Genomic DNA, 14,459 nt, shown 5'->3' with positions numbered 1-14,459 from the left:
GTGCCATTTGTTGACAGGTGGTTTGCCCGGTGCCGCCCCAAGCCTCAGCGCAAGCCCTCCCGGTCGACCAGGATGCGATGAATCTGGATCCGCTCCGGCAGTTCGATCAGGAACTCCGGCTCACGATCCTCGCGGAAGAGCTGGACACCCAGCGCGGTCCTCTCGAGCGGTGGGATACCCTCGGCCTTCAGATAGATCTCGTAAGCGTCGGCGACCATTGGCCGGCACCATCGAAGAGCTCAGCTTGCGCGCAGATAGGCGTGGGAACCAGTCGAGGTTCGCCTCCAGCTTCTCCATCAGGCCGACCGCGAGCCGACGACGGGTCGGCGTATCCATCAGAGGCCAGTGGAGTTTCCACAGATCCGGCGGCAGGCGCTCGGCGACATCGTCGCTCACCTCTCCAATGAACTCGTGCCGAAACCCCTCCTCGCTCACCGCCTCCTCCAGCTGGCGATGCTTCTCGGGGGATGGGCGATGGCGTGGCGTAGTCCGATCTGCGAGCCGTAATCATGGTCAAACCCACGCTTCTCGTTCGTTGAAAGTGGCCGGCTCCGCTAATCCGCCACCGCTCGCGGGACCGGCGGCAATTCGGGCGCATTCAGTCCCCTGAAGGGGTCGCGCCAGGCATCGATCTCTTCAAGCCGACGATACCAGCGGCTGACAGACGAATAGTCTTCAAGCGGCAGTCTGGCGGCATCGTTGAATGGCAGAAAGGTTGCCATTCGAAAGTCCGCGTAGGAAACCGAATTTCCGACCAGCCATTGCCGCTCGGCAAGCACGGCGTCGAGTATTGCGGCGGCGGTGCGGAAATGTCCTAGCCCCTCGTCCACGCGTTCCTGATCGATCGGGCCTATGCCATAGCGCTGTTTGGTGCCACGTTCGAAATGCACCGTGTCGCAAGCGAATGCGAAGTGCTCCTTGCCCCAACTGAGCCACCGAATCATCTCGGGTTCGTCATCGCCGGTGTGCCAGAAATCCGAATGTGCGCCGCGCGAAAGCCGGCAGGCGATGGCGTCTGCCTCCCAGAGGCTTTTTCCCTCGTCTTCCACAAGGATGGGCAGTGAGAGATTGGGATTTAACGGGCGATACTTCTCTGCTTGTCCCGGAGCGAATGGCGAGGCGAATTCGAACTCGACTTTCGCATCGAGATAGCGTGCAACCGCAACGGCAAGCCGAGGATTGGGATTGCGGCTGAAGTACAGCTTCATCGGGCACCGCCGGTGTGGCCGGGTCTATCGAACAAGGGCGTCACAGCAGCCGCATCTGATAGCTCAGCACGCGCTTCGCACCAGGCGCGATGAGCATCAGGCCCGGCTTGTCAATAAAATCGCCATCGAAGTCCACCGGACTTGCGATGCCGTGCCAGGGTTCGATGCAAAGGAACGGCGCGCCACCCGGCTTTGACCAGACGCCCAACTCCTGAACCCCTTGCCACAACATCTCGATCGCCGGACCACGGTCGGCGGCGTAGCGCACGCTGGTGCTGGCAGGCCGATCCAGAATCACCGCGTCCTCGTCAAACAGCCGTTCGGAGAGCTTGAGGATATTGCCTTCGACTGGCGTCGGCTGCGGCGTCGGCAACAGCAGGCCGTCCTTCAGCCGGCGGATCGGCGCAGCCTCGTCCTCTGCAAAGATCAGCCGGTAATCCGTCTTGGCCAGATCCGGCAGCAAGGGCCAATTGAACGCCGGGTGCGCCCCTATCGATGCCGGCAGCGGCTTGTTGCCGGTGTTGGTGATGTCGAAGCTCACACCAAGTTGCTTGCGGTCCAGCGCGTAGGTCACTTCAAGCCGAAAGGCGAAGGGGTAATGCGCACGGGTATCGGCGTCGTCGGTGAGGACCAATGTGCAGGACCCCGGCCCCCTCTCCGCCCAGGCAAACGGCTTGTCGCGCGCGAAGCCGTGCTGGGTCATCGGATAAGTCTGGCCTTGATGGTGCAACCGGTCGCCCTTCAGCCGCCCGACGATCGGGAACAGCACCGGCGAGTGACGCCGCCATTCCGGGCCGGCCTGCCACAGAAACTCCGTGCCGTCGGCATCGCGCAGAGAGACCAGTTCGGCGCCCTGCCCGACGACGGTCGCTGAGATGCCGTCGCCGCGAAGCATCAGGCTGTCTTGTTCCATATGTCCTCGCGGTTTGCTGGCGGGACAGCCAGGTTAGCAAAAGCCTTCGCGGACTCAAAGGGCGAGCATGTTGGCGCCTTCGTCCCGGTGCTTGCCGGATCAGATGGCGGTCAAGGGCAAGCCAGGCAGCACCTTGTCAAGGGTTATCGGAAATTCGCGCACCCTGACGCCGGTGGCGTTGTAGACGGCGTTGGCGACAGCAGCCCCCGCCCCGCAGACGCCGAGTTCGCCGAGTCCCTTGGCGCCGAGTGGATTGGCCTTGTCATCATGGACTACCTCCATCCCGGCGATGTCGGCATTGACCGGAACGTGATACTCGGCAAGGTCGTGGTTGACGAAGTGGCCGTAGCGCCGATCGAGCACCGTCTCCTCCATCAGCGCCGCGCCGATGCCCCAGCTCATGCCGCCGATGATTTGCGAGCGCGCGGTCTTCGGGTTGAGGATGCGGCCGGCGCCAATCACTGCCAGAAAGCGACGCATCCGGATCTCGCCGGTATCGCAATCGACCGCGACCTCGGCGAAATGCGCGCCGTGGGAGTGCTGGGAATAGGCCTTGTAGGTTTCGGTAGCATTGGCGGCGGCAACCGAGCCTTCGGCCTCGAACCCGTCGGGGGCAATGCCGCGAATGAGATCGCTCAGCCTTGCCGAACGCTCGCCGACCCTGACTTCACCGTGGGCGAAGTTCGCCTCGCTGACATTGACGCCACGGAACGGCGAAGCTTCGCTCGACCGCGCCACTTCCAGGATCCGCTGCTTGAGGATGCTGCACGCCTGATGCAGCGCGGAACCCGAACTCGTCGCGCCCCAGGAGCCGCCGGAGCCGGCGGTGCGTGGGAAAAGGCTGTCGCCGAGCTCCACCTTGACAGATGAGAGCGGCAGGCCAAGGCTTTGCGCGGCGATCTGGGTCAAGATCGTATAGGTGCCGGTGCCGATATCGGTCATGTCGAGCCGTGCCGTTACCTGGCCGTCCCGGTCGATCGCGACCCGCGCCGTCGTCGCGCCGATATAGTTCGGACGGATCGCTGCCGCCATGCCGTAGCCAATGAGCTTGCGGCCCTCCCGGGTACGGCCGGGCACCGGATCCCGCCCCTGCCAGCCGAAACGACGCGCCCCCTCCTCCATGCAGGCCACGAGGTTGCGGGTCGAAAACGGCACACCGCGCTCAGGATCCTGTGTCGGCTCGTTGCGGATCCTGAGCTCGATCGGATCCAGCCCGAGACGCTCCGCAAGTTCGTCCATGGCGCATTCGAAGGCTAGCATGCCCGGCGCTTCGCCGGGCGAGCGCATCCATTCGCCGCGATTGATATCGAGTCGAACCAAGCGATGGCGCGTGAGGCGGTTCGGCGCCGCGTAGAGCGAGCGGGCAAAGGCTGCCGTCTGCTCGCAATACTCCTCGAAGCTCGACGTCGCCGACCAGACGTCATGCGAGATCCCGGTGAGCCGTCCGTCGGTATCCGCACTGAAGCGCAGCTGATGGATCATCTCGGCGCGATGGCCGGTGTTGGCGAACATCTGCTGGCGCGTAAGCGCGATCTTTACCGGACGCTGCAAGACCCGCGCCGCAAGCGCTGCCAGCACCGTGTCGGCATGGATAATCAACTTGGAACCGAAGCCTCCGCCGACGAAGGGGCTGACGATGCGCACGCGCTCCGGCGGCATGCCGAGCGTGCTGGCAACGCCTGCCCTATAATTCGCAAGCGTTTGCGCCGATGTATGGATCGTCAACTCGTCTCCTGACCAGACGGCGATCGTCGCATGCGGTTCCATGGGGTTGTGGTGCTCGAAGGGCGTCCGATAAGTGGCATCGATCTTGACCGGAGCTTGCGAGAAGGCGCCCTCGAAGTCGCCGACAACGCTGTCCGTCTCCAGGCCGGCATTTGTCCGCCTGGGTGCATAGGCATCGTCAAGATGCGCTTGTAGATCGTAGGCGCCCACCTCCTCTTCGTAGCGCACTCTGATGAGCCCCGCAGCCGCACGCGCCGCCTCGAACGTCTCCGCGACGACCAGCGCCACCGGCTCGTCATAGTAGCGTACGCTGTCACTGTTGAGCGCCGGTCGGGCGCGCGTGAAAACCTCCGGCACGGTCGGTGTCACCGTCGGGCCAAAATCCGGCTGTGGCGGAGCATTCCGGTGCGTCATGACGCCGACTACGCCCGGTGCCTTTTCAGCGTCCGAGATATCGATCTCTGCGATGCGCCCCTTGGCGATGGCGGCGCCGAGGACATAGCCATAAGCGACGCCGTCGACTGCATGCTCATAGGCGTAAGTCGCGCGGCCGGTCACCTTCAACGGCCCGTCGATGCGGTCAACCGGACGACCAATGAATTCAGCATGTGGGGAAGATTTCACCGTTGAACGGGAATCAAAGCCGGTTGGATCGGCAGACTGTCCGCGAGGCGTTATGGTCTTGTGCATGGGCTCACCTGGCATGTTTAGTTCGCGGCGGCGGCGAGCGTGTGCCGCACCGTCCGTTTCGCCAGCGGGATCTTGAAGTCATTGTCGCCATGCCCGACCGCCTCGGCCAGCGCGGCTTCAGCGGCTTCGGTAAAAGCGCCATCGGACACCAAAGCGCCGGCGAGCGTTTGCTCAGCCGCGGTCGCGCGCCAGGGCTTGGGTGCGACGCCGCCCATGGCGATGCGGGCGCTGCGTATGCGGTCGCCACTTTTCTCGACGATCGCCGCCACCGACACCAGTGCGAAGGCATAGGAGGCTCGGTCGCGCACCTTGCGGTAAAGCTGCCGACCGGGTGGAGGAGCCGGCAAGGTGATCGCGGTGATCATCTCACCATGGCCGAGCGCGGTCTCCACGTCGGGCGTTGTCCCGGGCAGGCGATGGAGGTCGCCGATCGGAATGGTGCGGGCTTCGCCACCTGGCGACAAGGTCTCGATCCTGGCGTCGAGCCCGGCCATGGCAACCGCCATGTCGGAGGGATGAACCGCAATGCAGGCTTCGCTTGCACCGAGGACCGCATGCATGCGGTTGAAGCCTTGCAGCGCGGCACAACCGGAACCCGGCTCGCGTTTGTTGCACGGCATGTTGCGGTCGTAGAAATAGAAGCAGCGCGTGCGCTGCAGGAGATTGCCGGCGGTCGAGGCCTTGTTGCGGATCTGGCCGGAAGCTCCCGCCAGCAGCGCTTGCGAGAGCATCGGGTATTGCGACCTCACCCGCGGCTCGGCGGCAAGATCGCTGTTGCGGACCTGTGCGCCGATGCGCAGGCCGCCTTCCACGGTTTCCTCGATCCGGTCGAGCGGCAGGCGGCTGATGTCGACGAGATGCGCCGGCCGCTCGATATCGAGCTTCATCAGGTCGAGGAGATTGGTGCCGCCGCTGATGAATTTGGCGTCCGGCCGATTGGCAACCGCGGCGGCCGCCTCTTCCGCCCTCCCGGCGCGCTCATAGGTGAAAGCCCGCATCGCTCACGCCTCCCCTGCCGCGTCGCGGATGGCGGCGACGATGTTCGGATAGGCAGCGCAACGGCAGATATTGCCGCTCATCCGTTCGCGGATCTCGGCATCGTTGAGCGCGACCGAAGCTGCCGCCACTTCGTCGCTGGCATGGCTCGGCCAACCCTCCCTGGCCTCGCCCAGCATGCCAACCGCGGAGCAGATCTGGCCGGGCGTGCAATATCCGCACTGGAAGCCGTCGCGGGCGATGAAGGCGGCCTGAACGGGATGAAGCCGGTTGCCGTCGGCGAGCCCTTCGATAGTGGTGATCTCGTCGCCCTCATGCATGACCGCGAGCGTCAGGCAGGAATTGATCCGACGGCCATTGACGAGGATGGTGCAGGCGCCGCACTGGCCGTGATCACAGCCTTTCTTCGAACCGGTAAGGCCGAGATGATTGCGGAACGTGTCGAGCAGCGTCGTCCGCGGATCGAGCTCGACGGCAAAGTCCCTGGCGTTGATGCGCAGCGACACCGGCATCTTTGGTCCCGGCGTGGTGGACGCGGCTGGGACTGCGGGCTCCAATTGCTGGGCTTCAACCGGAACCCCGGTTGCCAGCAGCAGACCGGTCGCGGCCCCTCCTTCCAGCACCGCTCGACGCGTCGGTCCGTTCCTGTTGTCCGTCTCAGCCATGCGTAATCTCCCGGTCACAAAGATTAGGGCTCGACAGCGACCCGACAGCTGGTGCGCCGGACACTCATCGACACCTATGGACGTGGTCCGGCAGGCTCGGCTTTTCTTTCAGGAAATCGGCGGCACTATCAGGATTCCGGAGAAAACTGCACCCGGTAGGCCCGAGGAGTCATGCCTCTGAGGCGCCGGAACGTCGCGGTGAAGTGGCTCTGGCTCGAAAAGCCGAAGCGAAAGGCAATGGTGCCGATGGACGCCCCGGTTTCACGCAGCACGACTTCCGCCCGCCGCACCCGTTCCTCGATCACATAGGCGTAAGGTGCGAGACCGGTCGTCGCCTTGAAGCGGCGCGCAAACGTGTCGACTCCCATCTCTGCGACAGCCGCCAGTTCGCTCAGCGAAATGTCGGAGTTGATGCGTGCCTCGATGTATTCCCGGATCCGGGCAAACGTGCGGCGGCTGAGACGACCGTAGTGCACGGCCGGGAGCTGCTTGCCGGCCAGCATCGCCACGCGCAAGCTGACGAGCGCCGCCAGATGCTCGACATAGGCAGTGTCCGGCTTGTGGCCGAGCGCCACCTCGACCCGGAGCGAACTCAAAAGCGTTGCGATGACATTGTCGCTCCTGTTCACCAGGATCGGCGTATCCGCCAGGCTTTCGCTTCCTGGAAATTCGGGATCGATCCACAGGGCCGAATAGGAAAGATTGACGTCCCGGTAGGTTCCGAGCCGCTCCGCGCCGGCGGGGACGAAGGTGAGGTCTCCCGGACGATCCATCCCGTCGTAGACAGACTTTTCCCCGGAGCGGATCGATGTATGCGACGTCCCGCCTTCCTCGGTCAGTACGACCAGATGGTGGGGAGCTGTCCAGCGGAGCTCAGCGTCCCGACACACCCAGCGCCGATTGTCGAAAACGACCGAAGAGTCGACCCAGGCTGCCGTTTGCAGGGCTTCCGACTTCTCCTCCCGGCTCCGAATCCGTCCATGACCAAGCAAGGGTCTGAATGACATCGCGATATTTTAATGATCCACTTTTGAGCAACAGAACGCTCGGGTTGGAATTATTCGCCTGGCCTCCGATGGCGAGATGATCAGCACGGGAGCCGGGCTTGCCCGATCTGGTTGATCGGGCAGGTCGGCAGGAAGGCGTTACTCGCGTTCGCCGGTGAAATTCAGCAGCAGCTGGAAGATGTTGATGAAGTTCAGATAGAGCGAGAAGGCGCCGAAAACGGCGAGCTTCTGGCGCGATTCAGCGTCGAAGTTCTCGGCATACTGTTCCTTGATCGTCTGTGTGTCCCAGGCGGTCAGGCCGATGAACACGGCAATGCCGATCACAGAGATGGCGAACTGCAGCGCGGTCGAGCCGAGGAAGATGTTGACGATGCTGGCGATCACCACGCCGATCAGGCCCATGATGAGGAACGACGAGAACTGGGTCAGGTCGCGCCTGGTCGTGTAGCCGTAGAGGCTGGTGGCGCCGAACATGGTGGCGGCGATGAAGAAGGTGCGCGCGATGCTGGTTCCGGTGAAGACCAGGAATACCGAAGCGAGCGACAGGCCCATGACCGCGCAGAAGGCCCAGAACATCGCCTGGGCGCTGGCCGCCGACATGGTCTGCATCTTGAACGAGAACAGCACGACGAAGGCGAGCGGCGCCAGCATCACCACCCATTTCAGCGGGCTAGAGAAAATCGGAACGTAGAGCGCCGGCGTCGACGAGATCATGAAGGCGACGAGGCCGGTGACCACCAGGCCGACGCCCATGTAGTTGTAGACGCGCAGCATGTGCCGGCGCAGGCCCTCGTCGAAGATGGCGCCGGTTTGGGCGGCGGCGCCGGTGCGGTATCCCAGATTGGGCGTGTTCATTTGCATTCTCCTTTGTGGATCGGTCAGTAAAGCGTGGATCGATCAGTAAAGCGTCTTGGCGAGCGTCTCGGCGGCACGGTCGAGGTCGCGGACCTCACTTCGTCCGACCACCGCATAGGCAACCTCGCCGATCTGGAAATAGGCCGATGAAATGTCGCCCGAAGGCGCCACCGTCGGCTTGACGACGTCGAAGGTTCCCGGTCGGATCGCGAACAGCGACACCAGCCCCATGTCTTTGGTCTCGACCGCCATCTCGACGCTCGGGCCAAAGCGCGACGGATAGATCTGCACGTCGCGGACCTTCCAGTCCTCAGGCAGCGACGGCATGACGATGGCGGTCGCGGCGCGGATCTCGCCGGCGTTGTAATTGGGCGCTTCCGGCTGCGACGGCATGCTCTCGCGCACCAGCGTCGTCCTGTGGGCCCGCACCGCCTCGTCGACATAGGAGGGCGGCTGCGGCGAGGCGACGACCTGGGTCACCGACATCGGCCCGATGATGCCGTTCGCCAGCCAGCCGGCGGCGACGAAGGCAGTGACCGCCGCCGCGCGCTGCAACACGCCGAAGATACGGCCGCGGGCAAGTCCCCTCTCCAGCCGCCGCGCGGCGTCGGCGGTCGCGGGCCGCGCCATGCCCCAGGAGCCGGCCAAACCTGAGGAACTGGCAAGCGCCACGCGCAGTTCATCGCGGGTTCGGAGATCCGACATCACGCGCGCCGCTGCCTCCGGCCGGGCGGACAGAAATGCCTCGACCTCGATGCGGCGGGCGACGTCGATCTGGTCGTCGACATAGGCGTCGAGATCGATATCGGTCACGGGATCGACAGCTGCTGTCATGACTGGCCTCCAACGATCCTGAGGTGGTTTTTCGCCTTCGCGGGTGCCGCCGCCTCCATCTCTCGCAATGCGGCACGCGCCCTGCCGATGCGTGACATCAGCGTTCCCAGGGGCACGCCGCTGGCATCGGCGGCTTGGCTGTAGGAAAGGCCTTCGATGGCGACGAGATGCAGCGCCGAACGCTGTTCTTCCGGCAGGCTGAAAAAGGCTTCTCGCACTTGAGCCAGGCGCACCGAATGCTCCTGCGGCGCCGGCGTGCTGCCATCGGCAAGATATCCGGCCTGTTGGAGGCGCGAGGCTTCCGACCCGCGGGATCGCATCTTGTCGATGAAGGTGTTGTGGACGATCGACAGCAGCCAGGCGCGCAGGTTTCCACCGGAGCGGAAGGTGCCACGCCGTTCATAGGCGCGCACCAGCGCGTCGTGCACGAGATCCTCGGCATCCGCGCTGTCGCGCGTCAGCGAGCGCGCGTAGCGGCGCAGCGAACCGAGCTGTCCTATGATGTCAAAGCGTGGCATCGACGGTTTCATGTCCAGTTTACGGAGCATGTGGGGATTTTAATCCCTGCCCTGCCAATTTTCTTCGCCGGGTTCGCTGGAGGACATCGTTCGCTGCTGCCCCCAGAAAGCTTTGTGCAGGCTGAGACGGCAGGAAAAGCGCTGGCGAAACGCGACCGATTTGCGTATCACTCCGCCGCCATTGGAGCCGTATCGATGTTTGAAGCCCTGCAGCCCGCCCCCGCCGACAAGATCCTTGCGCTGATCGGCCTTTATCGCGCCGACCCGCGGCCCGACAAGGTCGACCTCGGTGTTGGCGTCTACAAGGATCGCGACGGCAAGACGCCGGTCATGCGCGCCGTGCGCGAAGCCGAAAAGCGCCTGCTGCAGGGTCAGGACACCAAGACCTATCTCGGCCTTGCCGGCGATACCGGTTTCAACATTGTGATGGCTAAGCTCGCCTTCGGTCCAGGCGCCGACATGACACGCATCCGCGCGGCACAGGCGCCCGGCGGCTCCGGCGCGCTGCGGCTGGTGGCGGAATTGCTGAAGCGGACACGCTCGGACGCAACCATCTGGCTGTCGGACCCGACCTGGCCGAACCACATGCCGGTGATGCGCGCCGCCGGTCTGCAGATCCGCGAATACCCTTATTTCGATGCCGCATCGGGCACTGTGCGTTTCGACGACATGCTGGCGGCGCTGCGGACGGCAAAGAGCGGCGACGTCGTGCTGCTGCATGGCTGCTGCCACAACCCGACCGGCGCCAATCTGGATGCGGCACAGTGGGCGGCCGTAACCGAGCTGGTCGTCGAGCGCGAACTGCTGCCGTTTGTCGACATCGCCTATCAAGGCTTTGGCGATGGCCTCGAGGCCGACGCCCTCGGTTTGCGCCTGCTGGCCGCGAAGGTTCCGGAAATGGTGGTCGCCTCGAGCTGCTCGAAGAATTTCGCCGTCTACCGCGACCGTGTCGGCGCGGCAATGGTCCTGGCCAGGGACGGCGCACAGGCTAATGTGGCGATGAGCCAGATGTTGTCGGCGGCGCGCGCCATGTATTCGATGCCGCCGGATCACGGTGCGGCAGCCGTGCGCATCGTGCTGGAAGACGCCGCCTTGCGTGCGGACTGGGAGGCGGAACTCGAAGAGATGCGGCTGCGCATGCTCAGGCTCCGGATCCAGTTCGCCGAAGCGCTGCGGCGTCAGTCCAATTCCGATCGTTTCGATTTTGTCGCCAGCCATCGCGGCATGTTCTCTCGCCTTGGCCTCACGGAAGCGCAAGTCGAGCGGTTGCGTTCCGAGCACGGCATCTACATGGTCGGCGACAGCCGCATCAATGTGGCAGGCCTGCCCGAGGACGGCATGGACGAACTCGCCAAGGCGATCGTCTCTGTACTCGACTGAAGCGGCTCACCTGTGGACAAGGCTTCCGAGCCGGCTGACAGCGTTGCCCGCGCGGCCGGCCGCGGGATAGCATCCGATAGACTGTTTTGACGCAATTCCGGACAAAAACCGTTTCACACTTTTCCTGGAATAGCTCTAGATGACGCCATCGAAAGACATTTCGCGCCTGATCGAGATCATGGCGGCGTTGCGAGCCCCAAAGACCGGTTGTCCCTGGGACATCGAACAGGATTTTCCGACCATCGCGCCCTATACGATCGAGGAAGCCTATGAGGTGGCGGATGCCATCGCGCGCGGCGACCTCGACGATCTGCGCGACGAGCTCGGCGATCTTCTGCTGCAGGTCGTCTACCACGCGCAAATGGCTGAAGAGGCGGGTGAATTCGCCTTCGGCGACGTGGTCCAGGCGATCACCACCAAGATGATCCGCCGCCACCCGCATGTCTTCGGCGACGAAAAGGCCCGCAGCGCCGGCATGGCCAAGGGCATGTGGGAAAAGATCAAGGCCGAGGAGAAGGCGGAGAAACGACAAGCACGCCTCGCCCGGGGCCTCGACCCCGAGGACAACGGCAAGGGGTTTCTCGACAGCGTGCCGGTCGCCCTGCCCGCTCTGACGCGAGCCCTGAAACTTCAGGAGAAGGCCGCTCGCGTCGGCTTCGACTGGAGCGAGGCAGCCCCCATCCTCGACAAGATCGAGGAAGAGATCGGCGAATTGCGCGAGGCTCTGGCGAAAGGCGAGACGGCCTCGATCAAGGACGAGTTCGGCGACATGCTGTTTGCCGTCGTCAATCTCGGCCGGCACCTTAAGCTCGATTCGGAAGCAGCGCTGAGTGGCACCAACGAGAAATTTCGCTCACGCTTCCATTATGTCGAACAGGCCCTGGAAAAATCCGGCAGCACGCTGGAAAAGGCTGATCTGGCCGAGATGGAAGCGCTGTGGCAGGAAGCCAAAGGCGTGAAATAACCCCGTTAGCCGTTGTTTTTCCGACGCAATCTGCTTTCGATCTCTTCGCGGGCGCTTTGCGTGGCCTTGAGCGAGATCGTGGCGCTGCCGTCGTCATTGTCGCTTCGCGAAACGACATCGCCATTGCGATAGAGCCAGTCGACAAGGCCGAACTGCGCCGGCTCGATCGTCACCGTCAGGTCTTCGAGTTCGCCCGCCATCCGTGTCTCGATGATCGCCTTCAGCGCATCGATTCCCTCGCCGGTCACCGCCGACACCGCAATCGGCGGCGCCTTGCTGGCATCGGCGCCATCGGCGAGCAGCCGGCCTCTGTTGCCTTCGTCGAGCCGGTCGATCTTGTTCCAGACTTCGATGACCCGTTTGGCGTCACCGGCGTCGACACCGAGGTCGGCGAGGATGCGCTCGACATCCTCGGCCTGAGCCGCGGTGTCCGGATCGGAAATGTCGCGCAGGTGGATGACGAGATCGGCCTCGACCACCTCTTCCAGGGTGGCGCGGAAAGCCGCGATCAGATGCGTCGGCAGGTCCGAAATGAAGCCGACCGTGTCCGAAAGGATGATCGGCGTACCATGCGGCAGGCGCACGCGGCGAAGCGTCGGATCTAGCGTGGCGAACAGCATGTCCTGCGCCAGTACATCCGCTCCGGTCAGCCGGTTGAACAGCGTCGACTTGCCGGCGTTGGTGTAGCCGACGATCGCCACCACCGGGAACGGCACTTTCTTGCGCTTGGCGCGGTGCAGGTCGCGGGTGCGGCGCACCGTTTCCAGCTCCTGCTTCAGCTTGATGATCTTTTCCTGCAGCTGCCGCCGGTCGGATTCGATCTGCGTTTCGCCGGGACCACCGAGGAAGCCGGCGCCGCCGCGCTGACGTTCGAGGTGGGTCCAGCTGCGCACGAGACGGCCCTTCTGGTAGTTGAGATGGGCGAGCTCGACCTGCAGCGTGCCTTCCTTGGTGCGCGCCCGCTCGCCGAATATCTCGAGGATCAGCCCGGTGCGGTCCAGCACCTTGGCGTCCAGCTCTTTCTCGAGATTGCGCTGCTGCACCGGGGTCAGCGGATGGTCGACAATGACCACTTCGGCATGCCCCTCTTTGACGATTTCCGCGAATTCCGCGACCTTGCCGCTGCCGAGCAGCGTCGCCGGGCGCGGATCGTTGACGGTCACCACCGCGGTATGGATCAGATCAAGGTTGATGGCGCGGGCAAGGCCGACGGCCTCATCGTGACGAGCATCAGCCGAACGCATCAGCCGTGGACGGTTGGTCTCGTCGTCGTTGCGCTGGTGGCGGGTAAGGACGGGCACAATGACAACGGCCCGGGTCGGACCCTTGGCTTCCGTCCCGGGATGATGCGCTGGTTTTCCGCGAACGGTAGCGTCCGCGTCTTTCTCACGTGCCAATCAGGCGCCCTGACTTTCCTCGCCATCGAACATCTGAACCGGCTGGCTCGGCATGATCGTGGAAATGGCATGCTTGTAGACGAGCTGGGAGTGACCGTCACGGCGCAGCAGGACACAGAAATTGTCGAACGAAGTGACCACGCCGGTCAGCTTGACGCCGTTGATGAGGAAGATGGTGAGCGGGTTCTTGCTCTTGCGAACTGAATTCAGGAACAGGTCCTGAAGGTTTTGCGATCGTTCCGCCATTGTTCTTGTCTTTCGCCGATCCCCTTCGGTTTGCAAGCCAATGCGCCAAATTAACGGGCGCATGTCAAGCTCGCAAACACCGTCTTGTCGTCAGTAACGACAAGCAGAACGAGATATATTGATGTTCATTCCACCTGTGCGGTTATCAGGCTGGACTTTTTTCCGCAATGTCAAAAAAGGCTTGCCGCAACGAAAGTGTTACTGAGCCGGGGTGCCCATTGGCGACCGGATCGCCGTCGATGGCCACGACCGGCATGGCGATTGTCGTTGCGGAGCTGATGAACGCCTCGCGTGCCGCCTTGGCCTCGGCGACGGAAAAGCCACGCTCCTCGATCTTCAGGCCGAGCTTGGCCGCCACTTCAAACATGGTCGTGCGGGTGATTCCGCGCAGGATGCCATGCTCGGCCGGCCTGGTGACAAGGACACCATCCCGGGTGACGATCCAGGCGTTGGACGACCCGCCTTCCTTGACGTTACCATCGGTGTCGACGAACCACGCCTCCTGCGCGCCAGCTTCCTTGGCCTTCTGCTTGGCCAGTACATTGGGCAGCAGCCCGACACTCTTGATGTCGACGCGGTCCCAGCGGTTCTCCGGCACCGTGATCACCGAGATGCCGGTCTCGGCGCGCTTTGCTCCAGCGGCAGGATCGGCCTTCCTGGCGGTCACCACCAGGGATGGCTTGGTGTCCGCGGACGGGAAGACAAAGTCGCGGCTGGCAACGCCGCGCGTCACCTGGACATAGACCAGGCCGTTGGCGACATGATTGCGGTTGACCACCTCGCGCAGGATCAGCGGCAGCACGCCTGCAGTGACCGGCCAGGCGATCGACAATTCGGTCAGCGAGCGGTTCAGCCGGGCCAGATGGCGCGGCATGTCGACGATGAAGCCACGCGCCACCTCGCAGACCTCATAGACGCCGTCGGCGAACTGATAGCCGCGATCCTCGATATGCACGGCAGCGTCCGCGTGAGCGACGTAGCGCCCGTTGACATAGGCAATGCGCGGCATTGGCGACCCCTCGGAAATTCTCGGGCTTTCTTATGCGATTCCGCCGCCGCCG

Annotated in this window: 15 protein-coding genes; 2 read left to right on the top strand and 13 right to left on the bottom strand. The window is 63.7% G+C overall.

Annotation, left to right across the window (positions count from 1 at the left end):
* Positions 1-44: 44 nt before the first annotated feature.
* The 10 genes from NKG99_RS14095 to NKG99_RS14050 form a co-directional block, all read right to left on the bottom strand.
* Positions 45-218, bottom strand: a complete 174-nt coding sequence (locus NKG99_RS14095) for a hypothetical protein (RefSeq protein WP_352868469.1) — start codon at positions 216-218, stop codon at positions 45-47.
* 336 nt (positions 219-554) lie between these two features.
* Positions 555-1,208, bottom strand: coding sequence for a glutathione S-transferase family protein (locus NKG99_RS14090; RefSeq protein ID WP_352868466.1), 654 nt, complete (start codon positions 1,206-1,208; stop codon positions 555-557).
* A gap of 40 nt (positions 1,209-1,248) precedes the next feature.
* A complete protein-coding gene (locus NKG99_RS14085) occupies positions 1,249-2,121 on the bottom strand; it encodes an aldose 1-epimerase family protein (protein WP_352868463.1) in 873 nt (290 codons plus the stop codon).
* A 99-nt stretch (positions 2,122-2,220) separates the two neighbouring features.
* Positions 2,221-4,536, bottom strand: coding sequence for a xanthine dehydrogenase family protein molybdopterin-binding subunit (locus NKG99_RS14080; RefSeq protein ID WP_352868460.1), 2,316 nt, complete (start codon positions 4,534-4,536; stop codon positions 2,221-2,223).
* A gap of 17 nt (positions 4,537-4,553) precedes the next feature.
* Positions 4,554-5,534, bottom strand: coding sequence for an FAD binding domain-containing protein (locus NKG99_RS14075; protein ID WP_352868457.1), 981 nt, complete (start codon positions 5,532-5,534; stop codon positions 4,554-4,556).
* 3 nt (positions 5,535-5,537) lie between these two features.
* Positions 5,538-6,197: a 2Fe-2S iron-sulfur cluster-binding protein gene (locus NKG99_RS14070; RefSeq protein ID WP_352868454.1), complete on the bottom strand. Its 660-nt coding sequence runs from the start codon at positions 6,195-6,197 to the stop codon at positions 5,538-5,540.
* Positions 6,198-6,325: 128 nt separating this feature from the next.
* Positions 6,326-6,970 (bottom strand): helix-turn-helix domain-containing protein, encoded by a 645-nt coding sequence (locus NKG99_RS14065; RefSeq protein WP_352868452.1) that lies wholly within the window; start codon positions 6,968-6,970, stop codon positions 6,326-6,328.
* Between the two features lie 372 nt (positions 6,971-7,342).
* Complete coding sequence (locus NKG99_RS14060; RefSeq protein WP_352868450.1) at positions 7,343-8,059, bottom strand: Bax inhibitor-1/YccA family protein; 717 nt, start codon at positions 8,057-8,059, stop codon at positions 7,343-7,345.
* A 42-nt stretch (positions 8,060-8,101) separates the two neighbouring features.
* Positions 8,102-8,893 (bottom strand): anti-sigma factor family protein, encoded by a 792-nt coding sequence (locus NKG99_RS14055; protein ID WP_352868448.1) that lies wholly within the window; start codon positions 8,891-8,893, stop codon positions 8,102-8,104.
* The gene (locus tag NKG99_RS14050) at positions 8,890-9,411 is read right to left on the bottom strand and encodes a sigma-70 family RNA polymerase sigma factor (RefSeq protein ID WP_352868446.1); all 522 of its coding nucleotides are present in this window, start codon (positions 9,409-9,411) and stop codon (positions 8,890-8,892) included. The genes NKG99_RS14055 and NKG99_RS14050 overlap by 4 nt, the downstream gene beginning before the upstream one ends.
* Positions 9,412-9,606: 195 nt before the next feature.
* Between NKG99_RS14050 and NKG99_RS14045 the strand changes: the two genes are divergently transcribed.
* Together NKG99_RS14045 and mazG are read left to right on the top strand one after the other, a co-directional pair.
* Positions 9,607-10,791 carry an amino acid aminotransferase gene (locus NKG99_RS14045; RefSeq protein WP_352868443.1) on the top strand — a complete coding sequence of 395 codons (1,185 nt, stop codon included), beginning with the start codon at positions 9,607-9,609 and terminating at the stop codon, positions 10,789-10,791.
* Between the two features lie 139 nt (positions 10,792-10,930).
* Entirely contained in the window at positions 10,931-11,755 is an 825-nt protein-coding gene (mazG, locus tag NKG99_RS14040) for a nucleoside triphosphate pyrophosphohydrolase (RefSeq protein WP_352868441.1), read from the top strand.
* A 5-nt stretch (positions 11,756-11,760) separates the two neighbouring features.
* On the opposite strand, the gene hflX is transcribed toward mazG, so the two are convergent.
* The 3 genes from hflX to NKG99_RS14025 form a co-directional block, all read right to left on the bottom strand.
* Positions 11,761-13,152 carry a GTPase HflX gene (gene hflX, locus NKG99_RS14035; protein WP_352868439.1) on the bottom strand — a complete coding sequence of 464 codons (1,392 nt, stop codon included), beginning with the start codon at positions 13,150-13,152 and terminating at the stop codon, positions 11,761-11,763.
* Entirely contained in the window at positions 13,153-13,398 is a 246-nt protein-coding gene (gene hfq, locus NKG99_RS14030) for an RNA chaperone Hfq (protein WP_006202172.1), read from the bottom strand. It lies immediately after the preceding gene.
* 145 nt (positions 13,399-13,543) lie between these two features.
* Complete coding sequence (locus NKG99_RS14025) at positions 13,544-14,407, bottom strand: D-amino-acid transaminase (RefSeq protein WP_352868437.1); 864 nt, start codon at positions 14,405-14,407, stop codon at positions 13,544-13,546.
* Positions 14,408-14,459 lie beyond the last annotated feature (52 nt).

Source organism: Mesorhizobium sp. M1409 (assembly GCF_040317535.1).
Classification (GTDB): Bacteria; Pseudomonadota; Alphaproteobacteria; order Rhizobiales; family Rhizobiaceae; genus Mesorhizobium.
Note: the sequence above shows the minus strand (reverse complement) of the source record. Positions and strands in the feature narration are given on the sequence as shown.

Excerpts from the sequence above, each read along its gene's own strand:
- NKG99_RS14095 (WP_352868469.1), bottom strand. The coding sequence starts at position 218 with ATGGTCGCCGACGCTTACGAGATCTATCTGAAGGCCGAGGGTATCCCA.
- NKG99_RS14090 (WP_352868466.1), bottom strand. The coding sequence starts at position 1,208 with ATGAAGCTGTACTTCAGCCGCAATCCCAATCCTCGGCTTGCCGTTGCG.
- NKG99_RS14085 (WP_352868463.1), bottom strand. The coding sequence starts at position 2,121 with ATGGAACAAGACAGCCTGATGCTTCGCGGCGACGGCATCTCAGCGACC.
- NKG99_RS14080 (WP_352868460.1), bottom strand. The coding sequence starts at position 4,536 with ATGCACAAGACCATAACGCCTCGCGGACAGTCTGCCGATCCAACCGGC.
- NKG99_RS14075 (WP_352868457.1), bottom strand. The coding sequence starts at position 5,534 with ATGCGGGCTTTCACCTATGAGCGCGCCGGGAGGGCGGAAGAGGCGGCC.
- NKG99_RS14070 (WP_352868454.1), bottom strand. The coding sequence starts at position 6,197 with ATGGCTGAGACGGACAACAGGAACGGACCGACGCGTCGAGCGGTGCTG.
- NKG99_RS14065 (WP_352868452.1), bottom strand. The coding sequence starts at position 6,970 with ATGGATCGTCCGGGAGACCTCACCTTCGTCCCCGCCGGCGCGGAGCGG.
- NKG99_RS14060 (WP_352868450.1), bottom strand. The coding sequence starts at position 8,059 with ATGAACACGCCCAATCTGGGATACCGCACCGGCGCCGCCGCCCAAACC.
- NKG99_RS14055 (WP_352868448.1), bottom strand. The coding sequence starts at position 8,893 with ATGACAGCAGCTGTCGATCCCGTGACCGATATCGATCTCGACGCCTAT.
- NKG99_RS14050 (WP_352868446.1), bottom strand. The coding sequence starts at position 9,411 with ATGCCACGCTTTGACATCATAGGACAGCTCGGTTCGCTGCGCCGCTAC.
- NKG99_RS14045 (WP_352868443.1), top strand. The coding sequence starts at position 9,607 with ATGTTTGAAGCCCTGCAGCCCGCCCCCGCCGACAAGATCCTTGCGCTG.
- mazG (WP_352868441.1), top strand. The coding sequence starts at position 10,931 with ATGACGCCATCGAAAGACATTTCGCGCCTGATCGAGATCATGGCGGCG.
- hfq (WP_006202172.1), bottom strand. The coding sequence starts at position 13,398 with ATGGCGGAACGATCGCAAAACCTTCAGGACCTGTTCCTGAATTCAGTT.
- NKG99_RS14025 (WP_352868437.1), bottom strand. The coding sequence starts at position 14,407 with ATGCCGCGCATTGCCTATGTCAACGGGCGCTACGTCGCTCACGCGGAC.